Here is a 21,132-nt window from a genome sequence, read left to right on the forward strand (position 1 = left end):
TCATAATCCAGGGTCGTCGCGCGCCCCGGCTTGGCTGCAGAGTATCGTCCGGCAGACCGAGCTGTCCAGAAATCCAGCAGCGAATCAGCCGGGCGGAGCCGGGGTGCTGTGACATTTAGGCCAAGCTCGTTAACACGGCCTGCGCCAATCTTAAGAGATATCCGTCACGTGCGGGCAAGGTGCTCAGCATCACGCCGCAGGACGGACGCCCCGTGGGCACGGAGATCGAGGCGAGGCCCAGAAGGTTCGCCATCCGGGTGTTCCGAAGCGCCTTGAGATTCGTGACCCGGAACCGCTCGTGGTCGGCCTCCATCTCGGCGGCGACAGGGGGAAGGATCGGCGAGGTGGCGCACAGGATCGCGTCGAAGCCGGACATGGCCTCCCAGGCGCGGCGGCGGATGCGGCCCAGCTCGGCCATCGCGTTCAGGTAATCGGCGGCCAGGACGTCACGCCCGGCCCTCACCCGCGTCAGCACCGGCGCGAACACCCGGTCGGGCGTGGGCTCGATGAACTCGCGCCAGGAGGCCCAGGCTTCGGCGGCGTAGATCGTCGAGCCGATCTCATAGGCCCGGGGGAGGTCCGGCAGATCCAGATCCTCGACCTGGACGCCCGCCCGCCCGAGGACCCCTGCGGCCTCGGAAAGGGCCTGGGCGGGCTCGGGCTCCAGCTCGTCGCCGACCACGGTGCGCAGGAGGCCGATCCGGAGGCCGCCGAGCCGCGTGCCCGCCAGATCCGTCCGGGGACCGCCCAGCGCTTCCCAGATCAGCGCGGCATCCTCGACGCTGCGCGCCAGCGGCCCGACCGTGTCGAAGGACGGGCAGAGCGGCACCACGCCCTCGACGGACAGGCTGCCATGCGTCGGCTTGAAGCCGACCAGGTCGTTCCACGCGGCGGGCAGCCGGATGGAGCCGCCGGTGTCGGACCCGATCGCGCCCACCGCGAGGCCATAGGCCAGGGACGCCGCCGCCCCCGAGGAGGACCCGCCCGCCAGCCGCCCGGGGTCGTGCCGGTTGGGCGGCGTCGCGGTGACCGGGTTCAACCCCAGCCCCGAGAAGGCCAGCTCCGTCATGTGGGTCTTGCCGAGGCAGATGGTCCCGGCCAGGGTCGCCCTCTCGAGCACCACGGCATCCCGCGCGGGGGTGCGCCCGGCCAGCAGGGCGGTGCCGGCCTCGGTCCGCACCCCGGCGGTGTCGTACAGATCCTTCCAGGACAGGGGCACGCCGTCCAGCGGGCCGCGCCGCAGGCCGGCCCGGGCCCGGTCGCGCGCGGCCTGCGCCTCGGCCCGCGCGCGGTCGGGCGTGACCCGGGCATAGATCCGGTCGCGCAGCGGATGCCGGTCGATGGCCTCGAGGAGCGATTCGGTCGCCTCCACGGGATCGGCCCGCCCGTCCGCGATGGCGCGGCCCAGATCGGCCGCCGTTGCTGTGCTGAAATCCATTCGTCTGCCCCTTCTGGCCATCCGCGCCGCGGAACGGTTCGCTCCGTTGCGACGTTCGGCCCCGTCATTGTTCACGAGGAGACCGCCATGGCCAAGGCCCTGGGCTACGCCGCGAACCATTCCTTCAGCCGTCTCAAGCCCCAAGAGTTCGAGCGCGAGGAGCCCAGGGAGGGCGAGGTCGAGATCGAGGTCCTCTACTGCGGGGTATGCCATTCGGACATCCACCAGGTGAAGAACGAATGGGGCAACACGGTCTATCCCTGCATGCCCGGCCACGAGATCGTGGGGCGGGTGTCGCGGCTGGGGCCGGGGGCGAGCCGGCATGCGGTGGGCGACCTCGTGGGCGTGGGCTGCATGATCGACAGCTGCGGCCTGTGCGAGTCCTGCCTCCACGGCGACGAGAACTACTGCGAAGGGCCGAACAGCTGGCTGGCCACCTACAACGGCCCGATGATCCCCAAGGCCAAGGCGCCGGGCAAGGCCAACATGTACGGGCGGGACAACACCTTCGGGGGCTACTCGACCTCCATCGTGGTCAAGGAGTCGTTCGTCCTGCGGGTGCCCGAGGGGCTCGACCCGGCGGCGGCCGCGCCGATCCTGTGCGCCGGCGTCACGACCTGGTCTCCGCTGCGCCACTGGGGCGTGAAGGCCGGGGACCGGGTGGGCGTGATCGGCCTCGGGGGCCTTGGCCACATGGCGGTCAAGCTCGCCAAGGCGATGGGCGCGCAGGTCACGGCCTTCACCACGACCACCGAAAAGCTGGTGGAAGCCAGGAAACTGGACGCCGAAGGGCTGATGTGGAGCGACAAGGACGCCCTGAAGGCCCTGGAGGGGCAGTTCGACTTCATCCTGTCCACCGTGCCCGAGAAGCATGACCTCAACAGCTTCGTGCCGCTGCTGCGGCGGGACGGGGCGCTGGTGGTGGTGGGGGCTCTGGAGCCGCTCGCCCCTGTCAACAACATGGAGGTGGCGTTCCATCGCCGGACGCTGGCCGGGTCCCTGATCGGCTCGATCCGCGAAACACAGGAGGTGCTCGACTTCTGCGCCGAGCACGGGATCGCGCCCGACATCCAGGTCATCCCGATCCAGGAGGTCAACGCCGCCTACAAGGCGGTCGAGAAGGGGGACGTCCGCTTCCGCTACGTGATCGACATGGCTTCGCTCCGGCAGGAGATGGCCGGGGCCTGAAGCTCCGGCCCGCTGCGTGACAACCGGGACCGGCCGCGCCATATCAGCATCATGACCAGCGATTCTCCCCCTGCCCTGCCGGCGCATGACGTCCTGATCGTCGGGGGCGGCCTGGCCGGCCCGGCCCTGGCCCTTGCCCTCGCCCGCGAGGGGATGTCGGTCGCCCTGATCGACTCCCTGCCTGCGGTTGCGGGGAACCCGAGGTTCGATGGCCGGTCCTACGCCCTGGCGCTGGCGTCGCGCCGGCTCCTGACCAATCTGGGCGTCTGGGCGCGGCTCGCGAACCAGGCGCAACCCATGCTGGCCATCAAGGTGGCGGACGGGCGTCCGGGCGAGGCCCCCTCCCCTCTCCATCTGGCCTTCGACCACGCCGAGATCGAGGAAGGCCCCATGGGCCACATGGTCGAGGACCGGCATCTGCGCGCCGCCTTCGACGCCAGCCTCGCCGAGCAGGCGCGCGTCACCGTCCTGCGCGGGGCCGCCGTGGTGGCGCAGGAGGCCGGGCCGTCCTCGGTGTCCGTGACCCTCGCCGATGGACGGCACCTGCGGGGCTGCGTCCTTGTCGGGGCGGACGGACGTGAGAGCGGCACCGCCCGGCGCGCGGGGATCGGCCGGATGTCCTGGGGCTACGGCCAGACCGCCGTGACCTGCACCGTCGCCCACGAGCGTCCCCATCGCGGGACGGCCTTCCAGCTCTTCCTGCCCTCGGGGCCACTGGCCATCCTGCCGCTGATCGGCAACCGTTCCTCGATCGTGTGGAGCGAGAAGGATGAACGGGCCAAGGCCCTGATGGCCTTGACCGACGAGGAGTTCCTGACGGCGCTGCGGCCCGTCTTCGGCAGCTTCCTGGGCCACCTGTCCCTCGATGGGCCGCGCTTCTCGTACCCGTTGGGGCTGACGCTGGCCAAGAGCTTCATCTCCGCCCGCCTCGCGCTGGTCGGCGACGCCGCCCATGGGATGCACCCGATCGCCGGACAGGGCCTGAACGCGGGTCTTCGCGACGTGGCGGCCCTGGCCGATGTCCTCGCCGAGGCCCGCGCGCGCGGGGAGGATATCGGGGGCGCCCCGGTGCTCGATCGCTATGCCAAGTGGCGGCGGTTCGACACGGCCACGCTGGCCCTGGCCACGGACGGCTTCAACCGGCTCTTTTCCAACGACTCGCGCCCCCTCCGGATCGCGCGGGACCTGGGGCTTGGCCTCGTGAACCGCCTGCCGCCCCTCCGCCGCGCCTTCATCCGCGAGGCGGCGGGCCTGACCGGAGACCTGCCCAGCCTGATGCGCTAGTCGAGACCTCGCGCCTCGGAGGCGAGCATGATCGGGATGCCGTCCCGGATCGGGTAGGCCAGGTGCGCCGCGCGGCTGATGAGCTCCTGGCGCTCGGCATCGTAGACCAGCACGCCATGGGTCTGCGGGCAGACCAGCGCCTCGAGCATGCGAGGATCGAAACCGGGTGCCTTGGGCTCCGTGGCGGGGGTGGTCGGATCGGGGGTGTCGGTCACTGCATCACCTCGCCCGTCTCGCCGCCCCTGAGCGCGAACTCGATCAGCGTGATCAGGGTCTCGCGGCGGGTGGGCAGCGTCGGGGCTTCCAGAAGGGCCTGCTTGTCCTCGGGCGGAAAGGGACAAAGCATGGAGATCGAGTTGATCAAAAGTTCGTCCTCCGCCTCCCGGACGGCGTCCCAATCCGTGTTGAGACCCTGGTTCTGGAAGAACCGGTTGAGGAGGTCAAGGAACGGCGTCCGGTCAAGTCCCGGGTCCTTCTCGGACGCCCCCCGGTCGCGCTCGAACCCCGACCAGGACACCTCGCAACGCCGGTAGGGCGGGAAGCCCTCGATCTCGCGCACGACGCGGAATCGGGACACGCCGGACAGCGTGATCATGTAGCGCCCGTCCTCCGTCTCCGAGAAGGCGGTGAGCCGGCCCGCGCAGCCGATGCTGTGCAGCCGGTCAGCGCCGGTCGGAGTCTCGAAGGGCTGGATCATCCCGATCAGCCGCGCCTGCGTCTTCAGGATGTCGTCGATCATCGCCAGGTAGCGCGGCTCGAAGATATGGAGCGGGAGCCGCGCCCGGGGCAGGAGAAGCGCCCCGGGCAGGGGGAAGATCGCGATCGTCTCGGGCAGCTCAGCGGGCAATGACATAGGGCGCGATCTAGGACGCCTGCGCCTTAGGCAAAGATGAGGGAGGACAGTTTCCTGCGTCCCGCGAGCGCGATGGGGTCCTTGGCCGGCAGCGCGTCGAAGATCGTGAAGAGCTGCGTCTTGGCCGCGCCGTCGTTCCATTCCCGATCACGCCGGAAGATCTCCAGAAGCTGGTCCACCGCCTCCTGCACCTGGCCCGAGGCGTGAAGGGCCGTCGCCAGGTCGAAGCGGGCCTGGTGATCGTTCGGATCGGCCTGGACCCGGGCCTGGAGGTCGGTCACCGGCCCCGCCTTGGCGGCCTGCCGCGCGAGGCCGATCTGCGCGCGCACGGCCTCGAGCTCGGGCTTGGTGGAGATCGACGCGGGGGCGCCGTTCAGGATGGCTTCGGCCTGGTCCAGATCGTCGGCCAGGATCATCGCGCGCACCAGGCCCGCATAGGCGCGCGGGTTCTCCGGCTCTTCCTGCAGGATGGCGGCAAAGGTCTGGGCGGCGTCCACGGCCGCACCCTCCTCGAGCATCTGCTCGGCGGCCTCGATCGCCTCGCCGAGGCCATCGTCGCCGGCGAGCGCGGCCACCTGCTGGACGAACTGCTCGACCTGCGACGGGGGCAGCGCCCCCTGGAAGCCGGGCGAGGGCCTGCCCTGCCAGAACAGCCAGACATTCGGGATCGACTGCACGCCAAGCTGGCCCGCATAGGCCGGGTTCTTGTCCACGTCGATCTTCACGAGACGGACCTTGCCGTTCTGCTTGGCCACGGCCGCCTCGAGCGCCGGCCCGAGGGTCTTGCAGGGACCGCACCAGGTCGCCCAGAAATCGACGATGACGGGCACCTCGCGCGAGGCCTCGACAACGTCCTTCATGAAGCCCGCATCGGTGCCTTCGATGATGTCCCGCGCCTGCTCCGCCTGCGCCATGATGTCCCTCCTGATGGGTTTGGCCGATATATGTGTGTCTCCGGTCGGAAGGTGAAGGGGCGTTTGACCGGCCGCGGGCCGCAGCCTAGCCTGACCTCCACCCATGGAGGAGACACGAATGACCCGCACCCTGCTCTGTTTTGGCGACAGCAACACCCATGGCTCGCCGCCGATCGTCACGCGGGGAGAGGCCTACTGGCGCTTCGACGATCAGACGCGCTGGACGCGGGTGGCGGCGGGGCTCCTGCCCGACTGGGAGGTGTTCGAGGAAGGCCTTCCCGGCCGGACCGCGCAGTTCCCCGATCCGGTGATGGGATCGCACATGGACGGGCGCGAGGGGATCAAGATCGCGCTCCAGACGCACGGCCCCATCGACGCGATGACGATCATGCTGGGCACCAACGACACCAAGACCCGCTTCGGCGCCGATCCCGAACGGATCACGGCCGGCATCGCCGGGCTCCTCGACATCGCCATGAGCCTGGAGATGCAGGAACGCCATGGCGGCTTCGGCATCCTGCTGATCTGCCCGGCCCCCGTGCTGGAGCAGGGGCCGATCCGCTCCGAGTTCACCGGCGCCCGGGAGAAGTCGCTCCGGCTCCCGGCGCTCTACCGCGCGCTGGCCGAGGCCCGGGGCGTGGGCTTCCTCGACGCCGGGACGGTGATCGAGGTCAGCCCCACGGACGGCATCCACTTCGAGCCCGAGGCGCACAAGTCCCTGGGCGAGGCCGTGGCCGAGGCGATCCGCCGGCTCTGATCAGAGATCGAAGGTCGCAAGGACCGGGACGTGGTCCGAAGGCCCGTCCCATCCACGGACGTCGCGCAGGATGCGGCTTCCGTGGCTTGCCGCCACGAGGTCGCGGGTGGCCCAGACATGATCGAGGCGGCGGCCCCTGTCGGCGGTGTGCCAGTCGGCGGCGCGGTAGGACCACCACGAATAAAGCTTGCCCTGCGGCTGGTCGAGCCGCGTCACGTCCGCCCAGCCGCCAGCATCGCGGGCCTCCTCGAAGTGCTCGACCTCGATGGGGGTGTGGCTCACCACCTTGAGCATCTGCTTGTGGCTCCAGACGTCGTCCTCCAGCGGCGCGACGTTGAGATCGCCCACGAGGATCGCACGCCTGGGACGGTCGGCCCGGAAATGGTCCCGCAGGTGCGTGAAGAAGTCGAGCTTCTGGCCGAACTTCTCGTTCTGCTCGCGGTCCGGGATGTCCCCCCCGGCCGGGACGTAGACGTTGTGGATCACCGCCCCGCATTCCAGCCGGGCCGCGACGTGGCGGGCGTGGTTCAGGCCCGCGAAATCCACGGAGCCCGCATCCTCGATGGGCCGCCGGGAGAAGATCGCGACGCCGTTGTAGCCCTTCTGCCCCCGCATCACGACGTGGTGGTAGCCCAGGGCGGCAAAGGTCGCGACGGGGATCTTCTCGACCGGGCTCTTGCATTCCTGGAGGCAGAGGACGTCCGGCGCCTCCTCCTGCAGGAGGCGCGCCACCAGCCCTTCGCGCAGGCGGACGGAGTTGATGTTCCAGGTGGCGAGGGTGAGGGGCATGGGGATCTCCGCGGATGCACGCCGTCTTATCGGCAAGGCCGTCCGGAGGGAACCCGGCCGGTGCGTGGCGAACCCCAAGGGGGGCGTCTGCCCCGGGGTTCGCGACCCTCAGCTCGATGGCGGTCCCGGGCGCAGCGCCTCGGCCGATTGCCGCACGATGTCCGCGATCCGGGTGAGCTGCCGGGCCAGGGGACTCGTCCGGCGCCACACCATCCCGATCGTCCGCGCGGGCGGGGAGCCTTCGAACCGGGCGACCGACACCGGGGCCGAGCGCGTCTCCACCCCCACGGCCATCTCGGGGATCAGGGTCACGCCGATGCCCGCTCCCACCATCTGCACCAGGGTCGAGAGCGAGCTGCCGTCCAGCAGCTCGCGCGGGAGCGCCGACCGGGCATCGCAGAAGGACAGCGCCTGGTCGCGGAAGCAATGCCCCTCCTCCAGGAGCAGGAGGCGCATCTCGCGCAGCATCTCGGGATCGGGAACAGGCTTGCCCTCGTCCTCGCCCGGGCGCACCAGGACGAAGGCCTCGGAGAACAGCGCCACCTCGGTCAGGGACGGCTCCGACACGGGAAGGGCCACGATGGCGGTGTCCAGCCGCCCTTCGGCCAGTTCGTCCAGCAGCCGGGAGGTCACCGTCTCGCGCACATGGATGTCGAGATCGGCATGCGTCCGCGTCAGGTTGCCGATGATCGAAGGAAGCAGATACGGCGCGATCGTGGGGATGACGCCGATCCGCAGCCGCCCGGACAACCGGTCGCCCGAGGCGCGGGCCAGGTCGCCCAACTCATCCAGCGATCGCAGGATGTCGCGCACGCGGGGCACCAGCGCCTCGCCCAGGGCGGTGAGCCGCACCTGCCGGGCGCCACGTTCCACCAGCCTCGATCCCAGGGTCTCCTCCAGGTCCCGGATCTGCATGGACAGGGCCGGTTGCGAGATGGCGCAAGCCTCGGCTGCGCGGCCGAAGTGACCATGACGGGCCACGGCGTCGAAATAGCGGAGCTGCTTGAATGTGAAGTTCGTCATAAGAATATCTTATCAAGACGATCAGAACATCCAACTCGAACTGATGGAACCGATCTGCTATCGGGTCTGCAACCGAGCGGGCCGTCGTCGATCGACCACGCGCGCCAGCTTGGAATCAGGATCAGACCATCAAGGATCGAGGGACGATATGGACGGAAATGGTGTGGGCGAGGTCGGCAAGTGCCCGGTGATGCACGGGACGCCCAAGCGCGCGACCTTCGGAGGCCGGACCAACCGTGACTGGTGGCCCAACGCGCTCAACCTCAAGGTCCTGCACCAGCACACCGCCCTGGGCAATCCGATGGACCCGGCCTTCGACTACGCCCAGGAGTTCCAGAAGCTGGACCTCGGGGCGGTGAAACAGGACCTCCGCGCCCTGATGACGGAATCGCAGGCCTGGTGGCCGGCGGACTGGGGCCACTACGGGCCGCTGTTCATCCGCATGGCCTGGCACAGCGCCGGCACCTACCGCACCGCCGACGGCCGAGGCGGCGCCTCCTCGGGCACGCAGCGCTTCGCGCCGCTGAACTCCTGGCCGGACAACGGCAACCTCGACAAGGCCCGCCGCCTGCTCTGGCCGATCAAGCGCAAGTACGGCAACCGCCTGTCCTGGGCCGACCTGATGATCCTGGCCGGCAACGTCGCCCTGGAATCGATGGGATTCAAGACCTTCGGCTTCGGCGGGGGCCGCGTGGACGTCTGGGAGCCCGAGGAGGACATCTACTGGGGCGACGAGGGCGAATGGCTCGCCACCAGCGAAAAGGAGCACAGCCGCTATTCGGGTGAGCGCCAGCTGGCCAACCCGCTGGCCGCCGTGCAGATGGGCCTGATCTACGTGAACCCCGAAGGACCGGACGGGAACCCCGACCCGGTCGCCTCGGGCCGCGACATCCGCGAGACCTTTGCCCGCATGGCCATGAACGACGAGGAAACCGTCGCCCTGGTCGCCGGCGGCCACACCTTCGGCAAGGCGCACGGCAACGGCCCCGCCGCCGCCGTGGGACCCGAGCCCGAGGCCGCGCCGATTCAGGCCATGGGCCTGGGCTGGCTGTCCTCGCACGGGACCGGCAACGGCTACGACACCATCACCTCGGGCATCGAGGGCGCCTGGAAGCCCAATCCCACGACCTGGGACATGGGCTACTTCGACGTGCTCTTCGGGTATGAATGGGAGTTGGTGAAGTCCCCCGCCGGCGCCAAGCAGTGGGTCGCCAAGGACGTCCGGCCCGAGCACATGATCCCCGACGCGCACGACCCGTCCAGGATGCATCGCCCGATGATGACGACGGCAGACCTCGCGATGCGCTTCGACCCGATCTATGGGCCGATCTCGCAGCGCTACCACCAAGATCCGGAACTCTTCGCCGACGCCTTTGCCCGCGCCTGGTTCAAGCTGACCCACCGCGACATGGGACCGAAGCGGCTCTACCTCGGCTCCGAGGTTCCGGCCGAGGACCTGATCTGGCAGGACCCGATCCCCGCCGTGGATCATGTCCTGGTCGATGCGGCCGACATCCGTGACCTCAAGGCGCGGATCCTTGCCTCCGGCCTGCCCGTCTCGGACCTCGTCGCCACGGCCTGGGCCTCGGCTTCGACCTTCCGGGGTTCGGACAAGCGGGGCGGCGCGAACGGCGCTCGCATCCGCCTGGCTCCGCAGAAGGACTGGGAGGTCAACCAGCCCGCCCGGCTGGCGCAGATCCTGGCCGTGCTCGAGGGCATCCAGGCCGACTTCAACGCCCGCGCCACGGACGGCAAGAAGGTGTCCCTGGCCGACCTGATCGTGCTGGCTGGCACCGCGGCCGTGGAACAGGCGGCCAAGGCAGCGGGCTTCGACGTGGAGGTGCCCTTCGCACCGGGCCGCATGGACGCGACCCAGGAACAGACGGACGCCCATTCCTTCGAGCCGCTGGAGCCGCAGGCCGACGGGTTCCGCAACTACCTGAGCCAGGTCTTCAGCCACTCCGCCGAGGAGATGCTGGTCGATCGGGCCCAGCTCCTGACTCTGACCGCGCCCGAGATGACGGTCTTGGTGGGGGGCCTCCGGGCGCTGGACGCGAACCACAACCGGGTGCCCCATGGCGTCCTGACCAAGCGTCCGGGTGTGCTGACGAACGACTTCTTCGTCAACCTGCTCGACATGGACACGGCCTGGACGCCGGTGTCCGAGGCGGCGCAGGTCTTCGAGGGACGCGACCGCGCCACGGGCGATGTCAAATGGACCGCGACGCGCGCCGACCTGGTCTTCGGGTCGAACTCGCAACTGCGGGCACTGGCCGAGGTCTATGCCCAGGACGACAATGCCCCCAAGTTCGTGGCCGACTTCGTCAAGGCCTGGACCAAGGTCATGAACCTCGACCGCTTCGACCTGGCCTGATCGCCTTTCCCACGACATGGAGCGGCCCCGCCCCCAACAGGGCGGGGCCGTTTCATCTGGTGGAATGGCCTTGGCCCTGAAGGCCTCCGCCGGACGCCACGATCGGCCCGAGGACCGGGAGGGAGCTTCGCTCACCTCACGGGGCGGACATGACGGTCGTCGATCAATAGATGTTGTATTGGGAATAAGAGCACAGGTCGAAGGTGTCGGTTTCCTGATACCCGGATTCCCACTGGATCAGCACGTCGTAATAGCAGTTCGATACGTTATGGATGATCACGTCCAGCCCCTGCCCCGGATAAAGGACGTTCGAGCCCAGGAGATCCTGCTCCCAGTTCGAGTTGCTCGTCGGGGAGGAATAGATCCGGTACACGGTCGCGCCGGACTGGTTCTGAAAACGGATCGAGTAGGTCTGGGCGTCGGCCGGAAGGGCGGCGGCGGCGCCGAGGGCAAGGGCGGTCGCGAAAGCGGCGAAGCGGCTCATTGAAATCTCCTGGAACTAAATGCGTTGCAATGACCCTGTTTTATCCTCTGCCAGCCCCATTCGTCAGGTGAGGAAATCCGGAACCCGGGCCTGAACATCCCGCTTTGGCCCCGGACATGCAAAAGGCGCCGGACCTTTCGGCCGGCGCCCCGGATCGGATCAGGAAATGTGGCGTCAGGCGGGGCTGAGCGTATAGCTCGCCGTGTCGCAGATGTTGACGCGGTCGATCATCTCCGAGCCATCCTCGAAGACGAAGCGGAGGTCGCGGTCGCATTGCTGGTCGCCGTTCGAGATGTCGACGGTGCCGCTCTCGCCGGAGGCGAGCACGTTGGCCACGAGCAGGTCATCGCCCCAGGAGCCTTCGTCGGCGGGCGAGGTGTAGAACTCCATCAGGGTCAGACCGCTGTCGTTGACGAGTTGGAAGCTCACGTCCTGCGCCATCGCGGGCGCGGCCAAGGCGGCGATCACAAGGGCGGAAGCCAGGCGAGTCGAAAGCATCGTCGGTCCTTTGGGGTCCACGGCCCCGTCGGGGGACGCGCCATGCGCCCCTCGCCCTGTCATATACGTAAACCGGCCGGCCATTGCACCGCCACAACAACCCCGCCGTGCAAAAAAATCCGCACCGCAGAAAAAAGGCCCGGGACGAAGCCCGGGCCAAGTCCAACAGGGAGGGATGATGGCCTTGCCCCGCCATCGGGGGACATAGATGCAACTAGGCAGGAGGCCCCGGGTTCCCGCACGTCAACTAAAAAGTGTGGGATCAGGCGACGAGGCGATAGCCCCCCGCTTCGGTCACCAGCAGCCGGGCGTTCGAGGGGTCGGGCTCGATCTTCTGGCGGAGCCGGTAGATATGGGTTTCCAGCGTGTGGGTAGTCACGCCGGCGTTGTAGCCCCAGACCTCGTGCAGGAGCACGTCGCGCGGCACCACGCCGTCCTGCGCGCGGTAGAGGAACTTGAGGATGTTGGTCTCCTTCTCGGTGAGCCGCACCTTCTTCTCGTCCTCGGTGAGGAGGAGCTTCTGGGCGGGCCGGAAGGTGTAGGGGCCAAGCTGGAACACCGCGTCCTCGGACTGCTCATGGGTGCGCAGCTGCGCGCGGAGCCGGGCCAGAAGGACTGGGAACTTGAAGGGCTTGGTCACATAGTCGTTTGCGCCGGCGTCCAGCCCCAGGATCGTGTCGCTGTCCGAGTCGTGCCCCGTCAGCATGACGATCGGGCATTTCACGCCCTGCTTCCGCATGACCCGCGCCAGCTCCCGCCCGTCGGTATCGGGCAGGCCCACGTCGAGGATCACGAGGTCGAAAAGCCCCGCCTTGGTCTTCGTCAGGGCGTCCTGCCCCGTGGCGGCTTCGAAGACGTCGAAATCCTCGGTCATCACGAGCTGCTCGGACAGCGCCTCGCGCAGGTCGTCATCGTCGTCCACCAGGAGAATCTTCTTGAGCTGCGCCATTGCGCCCTCCGCTACGATCACTGTCGATCACGGGTCGAAGATGGGAAGTAAGCACCGCAAAACCAATGCTTTGCAAGATTTCTCACGGCCATGTGTCGGGGCGGGGCCTAATGTTTCAATCCGCGCCCGCCCGGAGTATCGAAGGGAACCATGACCCACGATCCCCTTGCCTTCGATGACGCCGAACGGCTTGCCCGCGCACGCTCCGACCTGAGGATCGGCCTCCCCGTCCTCCTGACCGGGCCGGACGGCACCGCATTCGCCCTGGCCGCGGAGACCGCGACGGCCCGCCGCCTCGATGGGCTGCGCCGCCTGGGGGAGGTCACGCTGGCGCTCACCGCCCGGCGTGCCGAGACCCTGCGCGCCCGCGCCTATGACGGTGACCTGGCCCGCGTGCGGGTGCCGTCGGACGCGGACCTCACCTGGGTCCAGGCCAGCGCCGACCCGGCCGAGGACCTCGTTTCCCCGATGAAGGGCCCGTTCGCGACCCTGCGCGGGACCGAAGGGGTGCCCCCGATGCTCGCCCGTGCGGCGATCCGGCTGGCCAAGTCGGCCCGCCTGCTGCCGGCCGCGCTGCTCGTATCCGCCGACGGCCCCTTGCCCGAGGGCGTCGCGCGCGTTCCCGCCGCGCTGGCGCTCGATGTCCCTCTGGCTCCGCTGTCCAAGGTCGTCTCGGCGCGCGTGCCCCTGGCGGTCTCGCAGGCCGGGCGGGTCCATGTCTTCCGCTCCCCCCTCGACGAGGCCGAGCACGTCGCGGTCGAGATCGGGAGCCCGCCGCGGGACGCCCCGGTGCTCGCCCGGCTCCATTCGGCCTGCTTCACGGGGGATCTGCTGGGAAGCCTGAAATGCGACTGCGGCCCCCAGCTCCATGCCGCGCTGGAACGCATGGCCACGGACGGGGCCGGGGTGCTCCTTTACCTCGACCAGGAGGGGCGCGGGATCGGGCTTGCCAACAAGATGCGGGCCTATTCCCTGCAGGATCAGGGCTTTGACACGGTGGAGGCCAACCACCGCCTGGGCTTCGAGGACGACGAGCGCGACTTCCGCGTGGGGGCGCAGATCCTGCGCGCGCTCGGGTTCTCCTCGGTGCGGCTCCTGACCAACAACCCGCGCAAGGTGGCCCTGATGGAAGAGGCGGGCGTCCGGGTGACGGAGCGGGTGCCCCTGCGGGTCGGGCTCAACGACCACAACGCCGCCTACCTGGCCACCAAGGCCGCCAAGTCGGGGCACCTGCTGTGAGGGCGACGCGGGACGACCTCGTCGTGACGCCCCGGGGCGTGCGGTTCAGGGGGCGGATCCTGCCATGCACCCGGGGACGGCGAGGGCTCACCTCGGACAAGCGCGAGGGGGACGGCTGCACCCCGCGCGGCGCGCATGCGATCAAGGGGGTGCTCTACCGGCCCGACCGACTGCGCCGGCCCACGCCCGGAGCCTGTCCGATCCACCCGGGCGACCTTTGGTCCGACGATCCGGCGGACCCCTGCTACAATTCCAAGGTCCACGCGCCCCATGCCCTGTCGCATGAACGCCTGCGACGGCCGGACCCCCTCTATGATCTCGTGCTGGTGACCGGCTGGAACACGGCCCCCGCCATCCCCGGCCGGGGCTCGGCGATCTTCATCCACCGCTGGCGACGTCCCGGAGCCCCGACGACCGGGTGCATCGCGCTGTCCGCCCGGGATCTGCTCTGGATCGCGCGGCGGCTCACGCGCCGGTCGCGGCTGGTGGTGCGCTAGCCCGCGCGCCGAAGATCGCCGAACCGACGCGGACATGCGTGGCGCCCTCGGCGATCGCCGCCTCGAAGTCCCCGCTCATCCCCATCGACAACCCGTCGAGCCCGTTGTGCCCGGCCATGTCGCGCAGCATCCTGAAATGCGGGACCGGGTCCTCGCCCTCGGGGGGGATGCACATGAGTCCCCGGACCGGAAGATCCAGCGCCCGCGCCCGCGCCACGAGCGCATCGGCCTCCTCGGGCAGGCAGCCGGCCTTCTGCGGCTCGCGGCCGGTGTTCACCTGCACGAACACCTCCGGCGACCTGCCCCGTTCCTGCGCGAGCCGCGCAAGCGTTTCGGCCAGGCGCAGCCGGTCGAGCGTGTGGATCGCGCCGAACAACTCCACCGCCGCGCGCGCCTTGTTGGTCTGGAGCGGGCCGATGAGATGCAGGCCGACGCCGGCGAACTCGGCGCGTAGAGGCTCCCACCTCGCCTGGGCCTCCTGGACGCGGTTCTCGCCGAAGATGCGCTGCCCGGCCGCCAGAACCGCGCGGACGCGCTCCTCGGGCTGGACCTTGGAGACCGCGATCAGCGTGACCGACCCGGGGGTCCGGGCGGCCCGCGCCTCGGCGGCGGAAAGGCGATCCCGGATCGCCTCCAGTCCCAGTGTTTCCATGCCGTCCGTCCTTGTTCTGCGGACGAGCGTCCCCCTGGCCGGGGCCAGCCGCGCGTCCTAGCTGGTCAATCACGGCGCATCGCATTACACGCCCACTGGCCGCTTTCCACCTGTGTGGCTCGGCTGCATCAATTTTGTGGCTGGCCTCCCTCACAAGTCCGAGACTGTTGAATGTGGCCCCTCAAGGGCGCAAACACGCATCAATGCTAGTTGGTCTGGCATTCTCGGGAATGCACAACACGAGGGAAACCATGAAGAGCATCCTGTTGGCCACGGCGTCGATCTTGGCCTTCGCGGGCGCCGCGGCTGCCGATGTCACGTTCGGCGGCACCGCCACCCTGGGCTTCAACGACGATAACGGCATCGAGCCCCGCGACACGCAAACCCAGGTCGCGCGGGATGACGACGGCAATGTGATCACTGACGCCGACGGCAATCCGGTCCTCGAGGAAGTTGCCGACGATGGCTTCTTCTGGGAAGTCGACCTCGGCGTGACGCTGACGCAAGAGCTGAACAACGGCCTCACCGCCGCTGCCAGCTTCACGCTGAACGTCACGGATGAGGACGCCGACGAAGGCGGCGACGGCAGCTCGGTGGACGTCGATGACGACTTCCTCCTCTCGCTGACCACCGAGAACGGCGGTCTGTTCTTCGGCGACATCACCTTCGCCGCCGAAAGCAAGTGGGACGCTGCTGGCAACATGCTGGCTGACGACTTCTCGGAAGCCGATGGCGAAACCGTCCTGCGCGGCGACACCATCTATCGCGGCATCGACGCCTCGGTCTCGGCCGTCATCGCCGACGAAGGCAACGACACCCCCGACGACGACAGCTTCGATCAGTTCTCGTTCGGCGCCAAGGGCGTGATCTCCCGGTTCACCTACTCGATCGCGTACCAAGAAGAGTCGGAATCGGCTGACAGCGGCCAAAACAACGGCACTGCCGACGCCGGTTACGACCCGGTCGACGAGAATGACGACTTCGACGTGTCCGAAGTGTTCGGTATCTCGGCTGGCACCACCTTCGGTGGCCTCGACGCTCAAGTCGCCTATGCCAAGAACTACACCCAAGACGCTGACTCGCTCGGCTTCGAAGTGACCTACCCGGTCGGCCCCGTCACCCTCGGCGCCTACTACGTGCTCGAGAACGACGACAACTACGACGATCTGAAGAACTCGGCCGGGATCTCGGCTGACTATGCTTCGGGCCCGCTCGCTGTTTCGGCCTTCTATGAAATCGAAGACGACGGCAACGACTTCGACAATGCCGAGTCCGATACCGACTTCGAAAACGACGGCGACGACGACGACGAAGACTCCAACTACGGCCTCGAAGTCGCCTACGACTCCGGCGCCGGCATCGAAGTCTACGCCGGCTACATCCAAGAGGATGGCGGCTACGTCGGCGTCGAGTACGACCTGGGCAACGGCGCCGAGCTGATCGCCTCCTACGCCGACGAGGACGAGGAAGGTGCTCGCGAGTACGAAGCCGGCACCACGGTTGCGGTCTCGCTCGAGTTCTGATCCCTCCCGGGACCGAACGAAATTGGGGGGCGGTCCTTCGGGACCGCCCCTTCTTCTTTTCCCGGACTGGACAAGCGATACCCGCTCGGCCATGACCGGAGCCGCCTCCAGATGCCCGAAGGAATGTCCATGTCCCGCTACGATGCCCCCACGATCGAAGCCCGTTGGCAGGCGGCCTGGGAGGAGGCGGGCTGCTTCCGTGCCAAGGCCGACCCCGAGAAGCCGAAATACTATGTGCTGGAGATGTTCCCCTACCCGTCGGGACGCATCCACATGGGGCACGTCCGCAACTACACCATGGGCGACGTCGTCGCGCGCCACCGTCGCGCCACCGGGCACGCGGTCCTGCATCCGATGGGATGGGACGCCTTCGGCCTCCCGGCCGAGAACGCGGCCATGGCCTCGGGCGGGCATCCGAAGGACTGGACCTACCAGAACATCGCCGACATGCGCGGGCAGATGAAGCCCTTGGGCTTCTCCATCGACTGGAGCCGGGAGTTCGCGACCTGCGACCCCGAATACTACGGGCAGCAGCAGGCTCTGTTCCTGGATATGCTGGACGCGGGTCTGGTGACGCGCAAGGCCGCGGTGGTGAACTGGGACCCCGTGGAGATGACCGTGCTCGCCAACGAGCAGGTGGTGGACGGCAAGGGCTGGCGCTCCGGCGCCGACGTCGAGCGGCGCGAGCTGACCCAATGGTTCTTCAAGATTTCCGATATGGCCGGGGATCTGCTGGACGCCCTTGATGGGCTGGACGACTGGCCCGCCAAGGTGAAGCTGATGCAGGCCAACTGGATCGGCCGCTCGCGCGGGCTGGAACTGTCCTTCCCGCTGACGGAGCCCGCGCAGGGCTTTGACGCGATCCCGGTCTACACCACCCGTCCCGACACCCTGCTGGGGGCGAGCTTCGTCGCCGTCTCGCCGGACCACCCGCTGGCCAAGGCACTGAGCCAGTCGCGGCCCGAGATCGCGGCCTATTGCGAGGAGGCGCGCAAGGGCGGCACCACCGAGGAGGCCATCGAGACGGCCGAGAAGACAGGGATCGACACCGGCCTGCGTGTGCGGCACCCGCTCGACGACTCGTGGGAGCTGCCGGTCTGGATCGCCAACTTCATCCTGATGGATTACGGCACCGGCGCGATCTTCGGCTGCCCGGCGCATGACCAGCGCGATCTGGACTTCGCGCGCAAGTTCCGCCTGCCAGTCGTGTCGACCTTCGTCCCCGCCGCCGGCGAGCATGTGCGCCCCGAGGAAGGGGCCGACGCCTTCACGCCCCAGAAGACCGAGTCCGTCCGGTACGTGAAGCTTTTCGCCGGCGAGGAGTTGCAGACCTCCGATCAGGGTGTCGAGGCGGCCATCGCCTTTGCGGAACGTGCGGGCTGGGGCAAGGGCGTCACCCGCTTCCGCCTGCGCGACTGGCTGCTCTCGCGCCAGCGCTACTGGGGCTGCCCGATCCCGATCGTCCACTGCCCGGCCTGCGGCGCGGTGCCGGTGCCGCGGGACCAGTTGCCCGTGCGCCTGCCCGAGGATGTGACCTTCGACCGTCCGGGCAATCCGCTCGACCGCCATCCGACCTGGGGCAAGACCCCCTGCCCCAGCTGCGGCCAGGAGGCCCGTCGCGAGACGGACACGATGGACACCTTCGTGGATTCGTCCTGGTACTACGCCCGCTTCACCGCCCCGCACGCCGTCACGCCCACCGAGCGGGACGAAGCCGCCTACTGGATGAACGTGGACCAGTACATCGGCGGCATCGAGCACGCGATCCTGCACCTGCTCTATTCCCGGTTCTTCGCACGGGCCATGGTCAAGACCGGCCACCTGCCCGGCAGCGCGCAGGAGCCGTTCGATGCCCTGTTCACGCAGGGCATGGTGACGCACGAGATCTACCAGACCCGGGACGAGAGCGGCCGGCCCGTCTACCATTTCCCCGAGGAGGTGGAGGGCGGCAAGCTCAAGGCCACGGGCGAGCCGGTCGAGATCATTCCCTCGGCCAAGATGTCGAAGTCCAAGAAGAACGTCGTGGACCCGATGCACATCGTGGCGACCTACGGCGCCGACACCGCGCGCTGGTTCGTGCTGTCCGACTCCCCGCCCGAACGGGACGTGGAATGGACAGCGGCTGGCGCGGAAGCCGCTTACAAGCATCTGTCGCGCGTCTGGCGGCTGGCCCAGGAGGCCGCCCAGTCTGAAGCTGCCGCCAATTCGGCGGCCGACGCAGCACTGGAGCGGGCGATGCACAAGACGATCCACGACGTCTCCCAGGGGATTGAGAGCTTCGGCTTCAACGCCGCCCTCGCAAAGCTCTACGGCTTCACCAACATGCTGGCGAAGTCCGAAGCCGGAGCGGAGAGCCGGCGTGCGGCGGCGCGCGCCCTTGTCCAGCTCATGGCTCCGATGACGCCGCATCTGGCCGAAGAGCTGTGGTCCCTGCTCGGCGGAGAGGGGCTGGTGGCCCAGGCGCCCTGGCCCAAGGCCGACCCGGCCCTGCTGATCGAGGACAGCATCACGCTCCCCATCCAGGTCAACGGCAAGCGTCGGGGCGAGATCAACGTGCCCCGCGACCTTGCGGTTGCCGAGATCGAGCGGCTGGCCCTTGAAGCCGTGGCGCGAACCCTGGAGGGGGCGGCCCCCAAGAAGGTGATCGTGGTCCCCGGGCGGATCGTCAACGTTGTGGCCTGACGCGCCCAGCCGCCGGACGATCCTGCTGGCGCCGCTGGCTCTGGCAGCCTGCGGCTTTACGCCGGTCTATGCACCCGGTGGCTCCGGCGACCGGTTGCGGGGCCGCGTGGCCTTTGATCTGCCCGACACCCCGGATGGCTACCGCCTGCGCTCGCGGCTCGAGGACCGGCTGGGTCGCCCCGAAGCCGTCGAAGCCACGCTCGCCGTGGTGCCCGAGGTCGAGACCAAGTCGGCGGCCGTGACGCCGGACGGGGCGATCACGCGCTACAACCTTGAGGGCCGGGCCAGTTGGCGGCTCCTCGAGGCGGCGTCGCAGGCGACGCTGGCCGAAGGCGAGGCCACGGCCTTCACCGGTTATTCTGCGACAGGTTCCATCGTTGCCACCCGCGCAGCCGAGGAGGACGCCCGTCGGCGGCTGATGATCCTGCTGGCGGATGAGGTGGTGACGCGGCTTCTTCTGCTTCCGCCAGGATCGATCAGGTGAAGCTGTCCACTCGCGACGCCAAGGCCTTCCTGCGGCGGCCCGATCCGGCCGCGGCCGGGGTGCTGATCTCCGGCGACGATGGCGCACGGGTCGCACAGGCCCGCGCGGATCTGATCGCCACGCTGATCGGTCCCCAGGGCGAGGCCGAGATGCGGCTGGATCGCATTGCCGCCGGCGATCTACGGCGGGACGGCGCCCTGCTCCTGGATGCCGTGAAGGCGGTCGGCTTCTTCCCAGGCCCCAGGGTGGTGCTCGTGGAGGATGCCACCGATGGGATCGCTCCGGCGCTGGTCAGCGCGCTGGAAGCCTGGACGCCCGATGACGCCCGCGTGGTCGTGACGGGCACGAGCCTGACCGCCAAGGGGGCCCTGAGGAAGCTGTTCGAAGGCAGCAAGGTGGCCGTGGCCATCACGCTGTACGATGATCCCCCGACGGATGGCGAGGTCCTGGAGATGCTGCGTGACGCGGGCCTGACCCGCGTCGATCCCGATGCGCGCGATCAGGTGCTGGGCTTGGCGCAATCGCTGCCCCCAGGGGATTTCCGTGGCCTTCTGGAGCGCCTTTCGCTGTTCCAGCTTGATTCGGAGGCACCGCTCAGCGGCGCGACCGTGGCCGCGCTGGCGCCACAGACGGAAGACGCTGAGGTGGACGACCTGCTGGCCGCCATCACGGAGGGGCGCCGGGACATGGTGGCCCCGCTGCTTGCGCGGCTGGCGGCGCAGGGGGTCGGGCCGGTAACGGTCACCATCCAGGCGCTCCGGCATATTCGGGCGCTGCTCACGGTGGCGAGCGATCCGGGAGGCGTTCAGTCCGGCTTGGCCGCCCTGCGCCCACCGGTTGGAGGGCCGCGGCGGCAGGCGTTGGCCCGTGCGGCGGAGTCCTGGCGTCGGGAGCGGATCGAGGACGCGCTGCGTCTTTTGGTGGAGTTGGACCTGACGCTCAGGTCCGGCGGGCCGACGCCGGATCATGCCGTTCTCGAACGTGCCCTGATGCGGCTGGCCAGTTGAGGGACCCGCACCGCCGTAGGCGGTGCGGGCCGAAACAAAGATCAATCGTTCTCGGTCGAGTCGTCGTCTTCGTCGGCCGCAACGGCCAGGGCGACCAGGCCGCCGAGCAGCGCGAGCGGCAGAAGGATGCCGAAGGTCGAACGGGGAGCGGTCGGCTCCACGACGGTCACGGGAGCCACAGGCTCGGGCGCGGCCACGACGGGGGCGAAACCACCGGCAACAGCTTGGCTGGCCAGGGTCGCCGTCGCAACGGCGAGAACGAGGGACTTGAGGTGCTTCATAGGACTGCTCCTTGGGTTGTGCACGGCGCGAGCCGTCCTCACGACCATGGCACTCTGACGTGAATGAAACAAGGCAGGCCCGGGGGCCTGCCTTGCATGATTTCCGCACAGTGTGGCGGAAGAGACGATCAATCGTTCTCGGTCGAGTCGTCGTCTTCGTCGGCCGCAACGGCCAGGGCGACCAGGCCGCCGAGCAGCGCGAGCGGCAGAAGGATG

At 68.8% G+C, this 21,132-nt stretch carries 21 protein-coding genes; 10 read left to right on the forward strand and 11 right to left on the reverse strand.

The window, feature by feature from the left end; translation table 11 throughout:
• Positions 1 to 115: 115 nt before the first annotated feature.
• Complete coding sequence (locus tag J3P31_RS14755; protein WP_210529243.1) at positions 116 to 1,438, reverse strand: amidase; 1,323 nt, start codon at positions 1,436 to 1,438, stop codon at positions 116 to 118.
• 87 nt (positions 1,439 to 1,525) lie between these two features.
• Between J3P31_RS14755 and J3P31_RS14760 the strand changes: the two genes are divergently transcribed.
• Positions 1,526 to 2,626 (forward strand): NAD(P)-dependent alcohol dehydrogenase, encoded by a 1,101-nt coding sequence (locus J3P31_RS14760; RefSeq protein WP_210529244.1) that lies wholly within the window; start codon positions 1,526 to 1,528, stop codon positions 2,624 to 2,626.
• A gap of 51 nt (positions 2,627 to 2,677) precedes the next feature.
• Positions 2,678 to 3,910, forward strand: coding sequence for an FAD-dependent monooxygenase (locus tag J3P31_RS14765; RefSeq protein ID WP_210529245.1), 1,233 nt, complete (start codon positions 2,678 to 2,680; stop codon positions 3,908 to 3,910).
• Here J3P31_RS14765 and J3P31_RS14770 read toward each other — a convergent pair.
• The 3 genes from J3P31_RS14770 to J3P31_RS14780 form a co-directional block, all read right to left on the reverse strand.
• A complete protein-coding gene (locus tag J3P31_RS14770; protein WP_210529318.1) occupies positions 3,907 to 4,059 on the reverse strand; it encodes a Trm112 family protein in 153 nt (50 codons plus the stop codon). The two genes, J3P31_RS14765 and J3P31_RS14770, sit on opposite strands and share 4 nt — an antisense overlap.
• Positions 4,060 to 4,121: 62 nt before the next feature.
• Complete coding sequence (locus J3P31_RS14775; protein ID WP_210529246.1) at positions 4,122 to 4,763, reverse strand: LON peptidase substrate-binding domain-containing protein; 642 nt, start codon at positions 4,761 to 4,763, stop codon at positions 4,122 to 4,124.
• 26 nt (positions 4,764 to 4,789) lie between these two features.
• A complete protein-coding gene (locus tag J3P31_RS14780) occupies positions 4,790 to 5,677 on the reverse strand; it encodes a thioredoxin family protein (protein ID WP_210529247.1) in 888 nt (295 codons plus the stop codon).
• A gap of 118 nt (positions 5,678 to 5,795) precedes the next feature.
• Between J3P31_RS14780 and J3P31_RS14785 the strand changes: the two genes are divergently transcribed.
• Positions 5,796 to 6,434: an SGNH/GDSL hydrolase family protein gene (locus tag J3P31_RS14785; protein WP_210529248.1), complete on the forward strand. Its 639-nt coding sequence runs from the start codon at positions 5,796 to 5,798 to the stop codon at positions 6,432 to 6,434.
• Here the strand turns inward: J3P31_RS14785 and J3P31_RS14790 are convergent, their stop codons facing one another.
• Together J3P31_RS14790 and J3P31_RS14795 are read right to left on the reverse strand one after the other, a co-directional pair.
• Positions 6,435 to 7,223: an exodeoxyribonuclease III gene (locus J3P31_RS14790; RefSeq protein WP_210529249.1), complete on the reverse strand. Its 789-nt coding sequence runs from the start codon at positions 7,221 to 7,223 to the stop codon at positions 6,435 to 6,437. It lies immediately after the preceding gene.
• 108 nt (positions 7,224 to 7,331) lie between these two features.
• Entirely contained in the window at positions 7,332 to 8,246 is a 915-nt protein-coding gene (locus J3P31_RS14795; RefSeq protein WP_210529250.1) for a hydrogen peroxide-inducible genes activator, read from the reverse strand.
• 148 nt (positions 8,247 to 8,394) lie between these two features.
• Here J3P31_RS14795 and katG point away from each other — a divergent pair, with 148 nt between their 5' ends.
• Positions 8,395 to 10,620 (forward strand): catalase/peroxidase HPI, encoded by a 2,226-nt coding sequence (gene katG, locus J3P31_RS14800; protein WP_210529251.1) that lies wholly within the window; start codon positions 8,395 to 8,397, stop codon positions 10,618 to 10,620.
• A 163-nt stretch (positions 10,621 to 10,783) separates the two neighbouring features.
• On the opposite strand, the gene J3P31_RS14805 is transcribed toward katG, so the two are convergent.
• From J3P31_RS14805 to J3P31_RS14815, 3 genes are all read right to left on the reverse strand, one after another.
• Positions 10,784 to 11,104, reverse strand: a complete 321-nt coding sequence (locus tag J3P31_RS14805) for a hypothetical protein (protein WP_210529252.1) — start codon at positions 11,102 to 11,104, stop codon at positions 10,784 to 10,786.
• A gap of 174 nt (positions 11,105 to 11,278) precedes the next feature.
• Positions 11,279 to 11,602, reverse strand: a complete 324-nt coding sequence (locus J3P31_RS14810; RefSeq protein ID WP_210529253.1) for a hypothetical protein — start codon at positions 11,600 to 11,602, stop codon at positions 11,279 to 11,281.
• Between the two features lie 262 nt (positions 11,603 to 11,864).
• Positions 11,865 to 12,551, reverse strand: a complete 687-nt coding sequence (locus J3P31_RS14815; RefSeq protein WP_210529254.1) for a response regulator transcription factor — start codon at positions 12,549 to 12,551, stop codon at positions 11,865 to 11,867.
• A 150-nt stretch (positions 12,552 to 12,701) separates the two neighbouring features.
• Here J3P31_RS14815 and ribA point away from each other — a divergent pair, with 150 nt between their 5' ends.
• Together ribA and J3P31_RS14825 are read left to right on the forward strand one after the other, a co-directional pair.
• Positions 12,702 to 13,790, forward strand: coding sequence for a GTP cyclohydrolase II (gene ribA / locus J3P31_RS14820; RefSeq protein ID WP_210529255.1), 1,089 nt, complete (start codon positions 12,702 to 12,704; stop codon positions 13,788 to 13,790).
• Positions 13,787 to 14,287, forward strand: a complete 501-nt coding sequence (locus tag J3P31_RS14825; RefSeq protein ID WP_210529256.1) for a L,D-transpeptidase family protein — start codon at positions 13,787 to 13,789, stop codon at positions 14,285 to 14,287. The genes ribA and J3P31_RS14825 overlap by 4 nt, the downstream gene beginning before the upstream one ends.
• Here the strand turns inward: J3P31_RS14825 and J3P31_RS14830 are convergent.
• Positions 14,256 to 14,939, reverse strand: coding sequence for a YggS family pyridoxal phosphate-dependent enzyme (locus tag J3P31_RS14830; protein ID WP_210529257.1), 684 nt, complete (start codon positions 14,937 to 14,939; stop codon positions 14,256 to 14,258). The two genes, J3P31_RS14825 and J3P31_RS14830, sit on opposite strands and share 32 nt — an antisense overlap.
• A gap of 251 nt (positions 14,940 to 15,190) precedes the next feature.
• On the opposite strand from J3P31_RS14830, the gene J3P31_RS14835 reads away from it, so the two are divergent.
• From J3P31_RS14835 to J3P31_RS14850, 4 genes are all read left to right on the forward strand, one after another.
• Positions 15,191 to 16,462, forward strand: coding sequence for a porin (locus tag J3P31_RS14835; RefSeq protein ID WP_210529258.1), 1,272 nt, complete (start codon positions 15,191 to 15,193; stop codon positions 16,460 to 16,462).
• 129 nt (positions 16,463 to 16,591) lie between these two features.
• Complete coding sequence (gene leuS / locus J3P31_RS14840) at positions 16,592 to 19,144, forward strand: leucine--tRNA ligase (protein WP_210529259.1); 2,553 nt, start codon at positions 16,592 to 16,594, stop codon at positions 19,142 to 19,144.
• On the forward strand, positions 19,134 to 19,628 hold the full coding sequence (lptE, locus tag J3P31_RS14845; RefSeq protein ID WP_210529260.1) for an LPS assembly lipoprotein LptE: 495 nt from the start codon (positions 19,134 to 19,136) through the stop codon (positions 19,626 to 19,628). The genes leuS and lptE overlap by 11 nt, the downstream gene beginning before the upstream one ends.
• Positions 19,625 to 20,635 (forward strand): DNA polymerase III subunit delta, encoded by a 1,011-nt coding sequence (locus J3P31_RS14850; protein WP_210529261.1) that lies wholly within the window; start codon positions 19,625 to 19,627, stop codon positions 20,633 to 20,635. The genes lptE and J3P31_RS14850 overlap by 4 nt, the downstream gene beginning before the upstream one ends.
• A gap of 41 nt (positions 20,636 to 20,676) precedes the next feature.
• On the opposite strand, the gene J3P31_RS14855 is transcribed toward J3P31_RS14850, so the two are convergent.
• Positions 20,677 to 20,916, reverse strand: coding sequence for a hypothetical protein (locus J3P31_RS14855; RefSeq protein WP_210529262.1), 240 nt, complete (start codon positions 20,914 to 20,916; stop codon positions 20,677 to 20,679).
• Positions 20,917 to 21,132 lie beyond the last annotated feature (216 nt).

Source organism: Rubellimicrobium arenae (assembly GCF_017916275.1).
GTDB lineage: Bacteria > Pseudomonadota > Alphaproteobacteria > Rhodobacterales > Rhodobacteraceae > Rubellimicrobium > Rubellimicrobium arenae.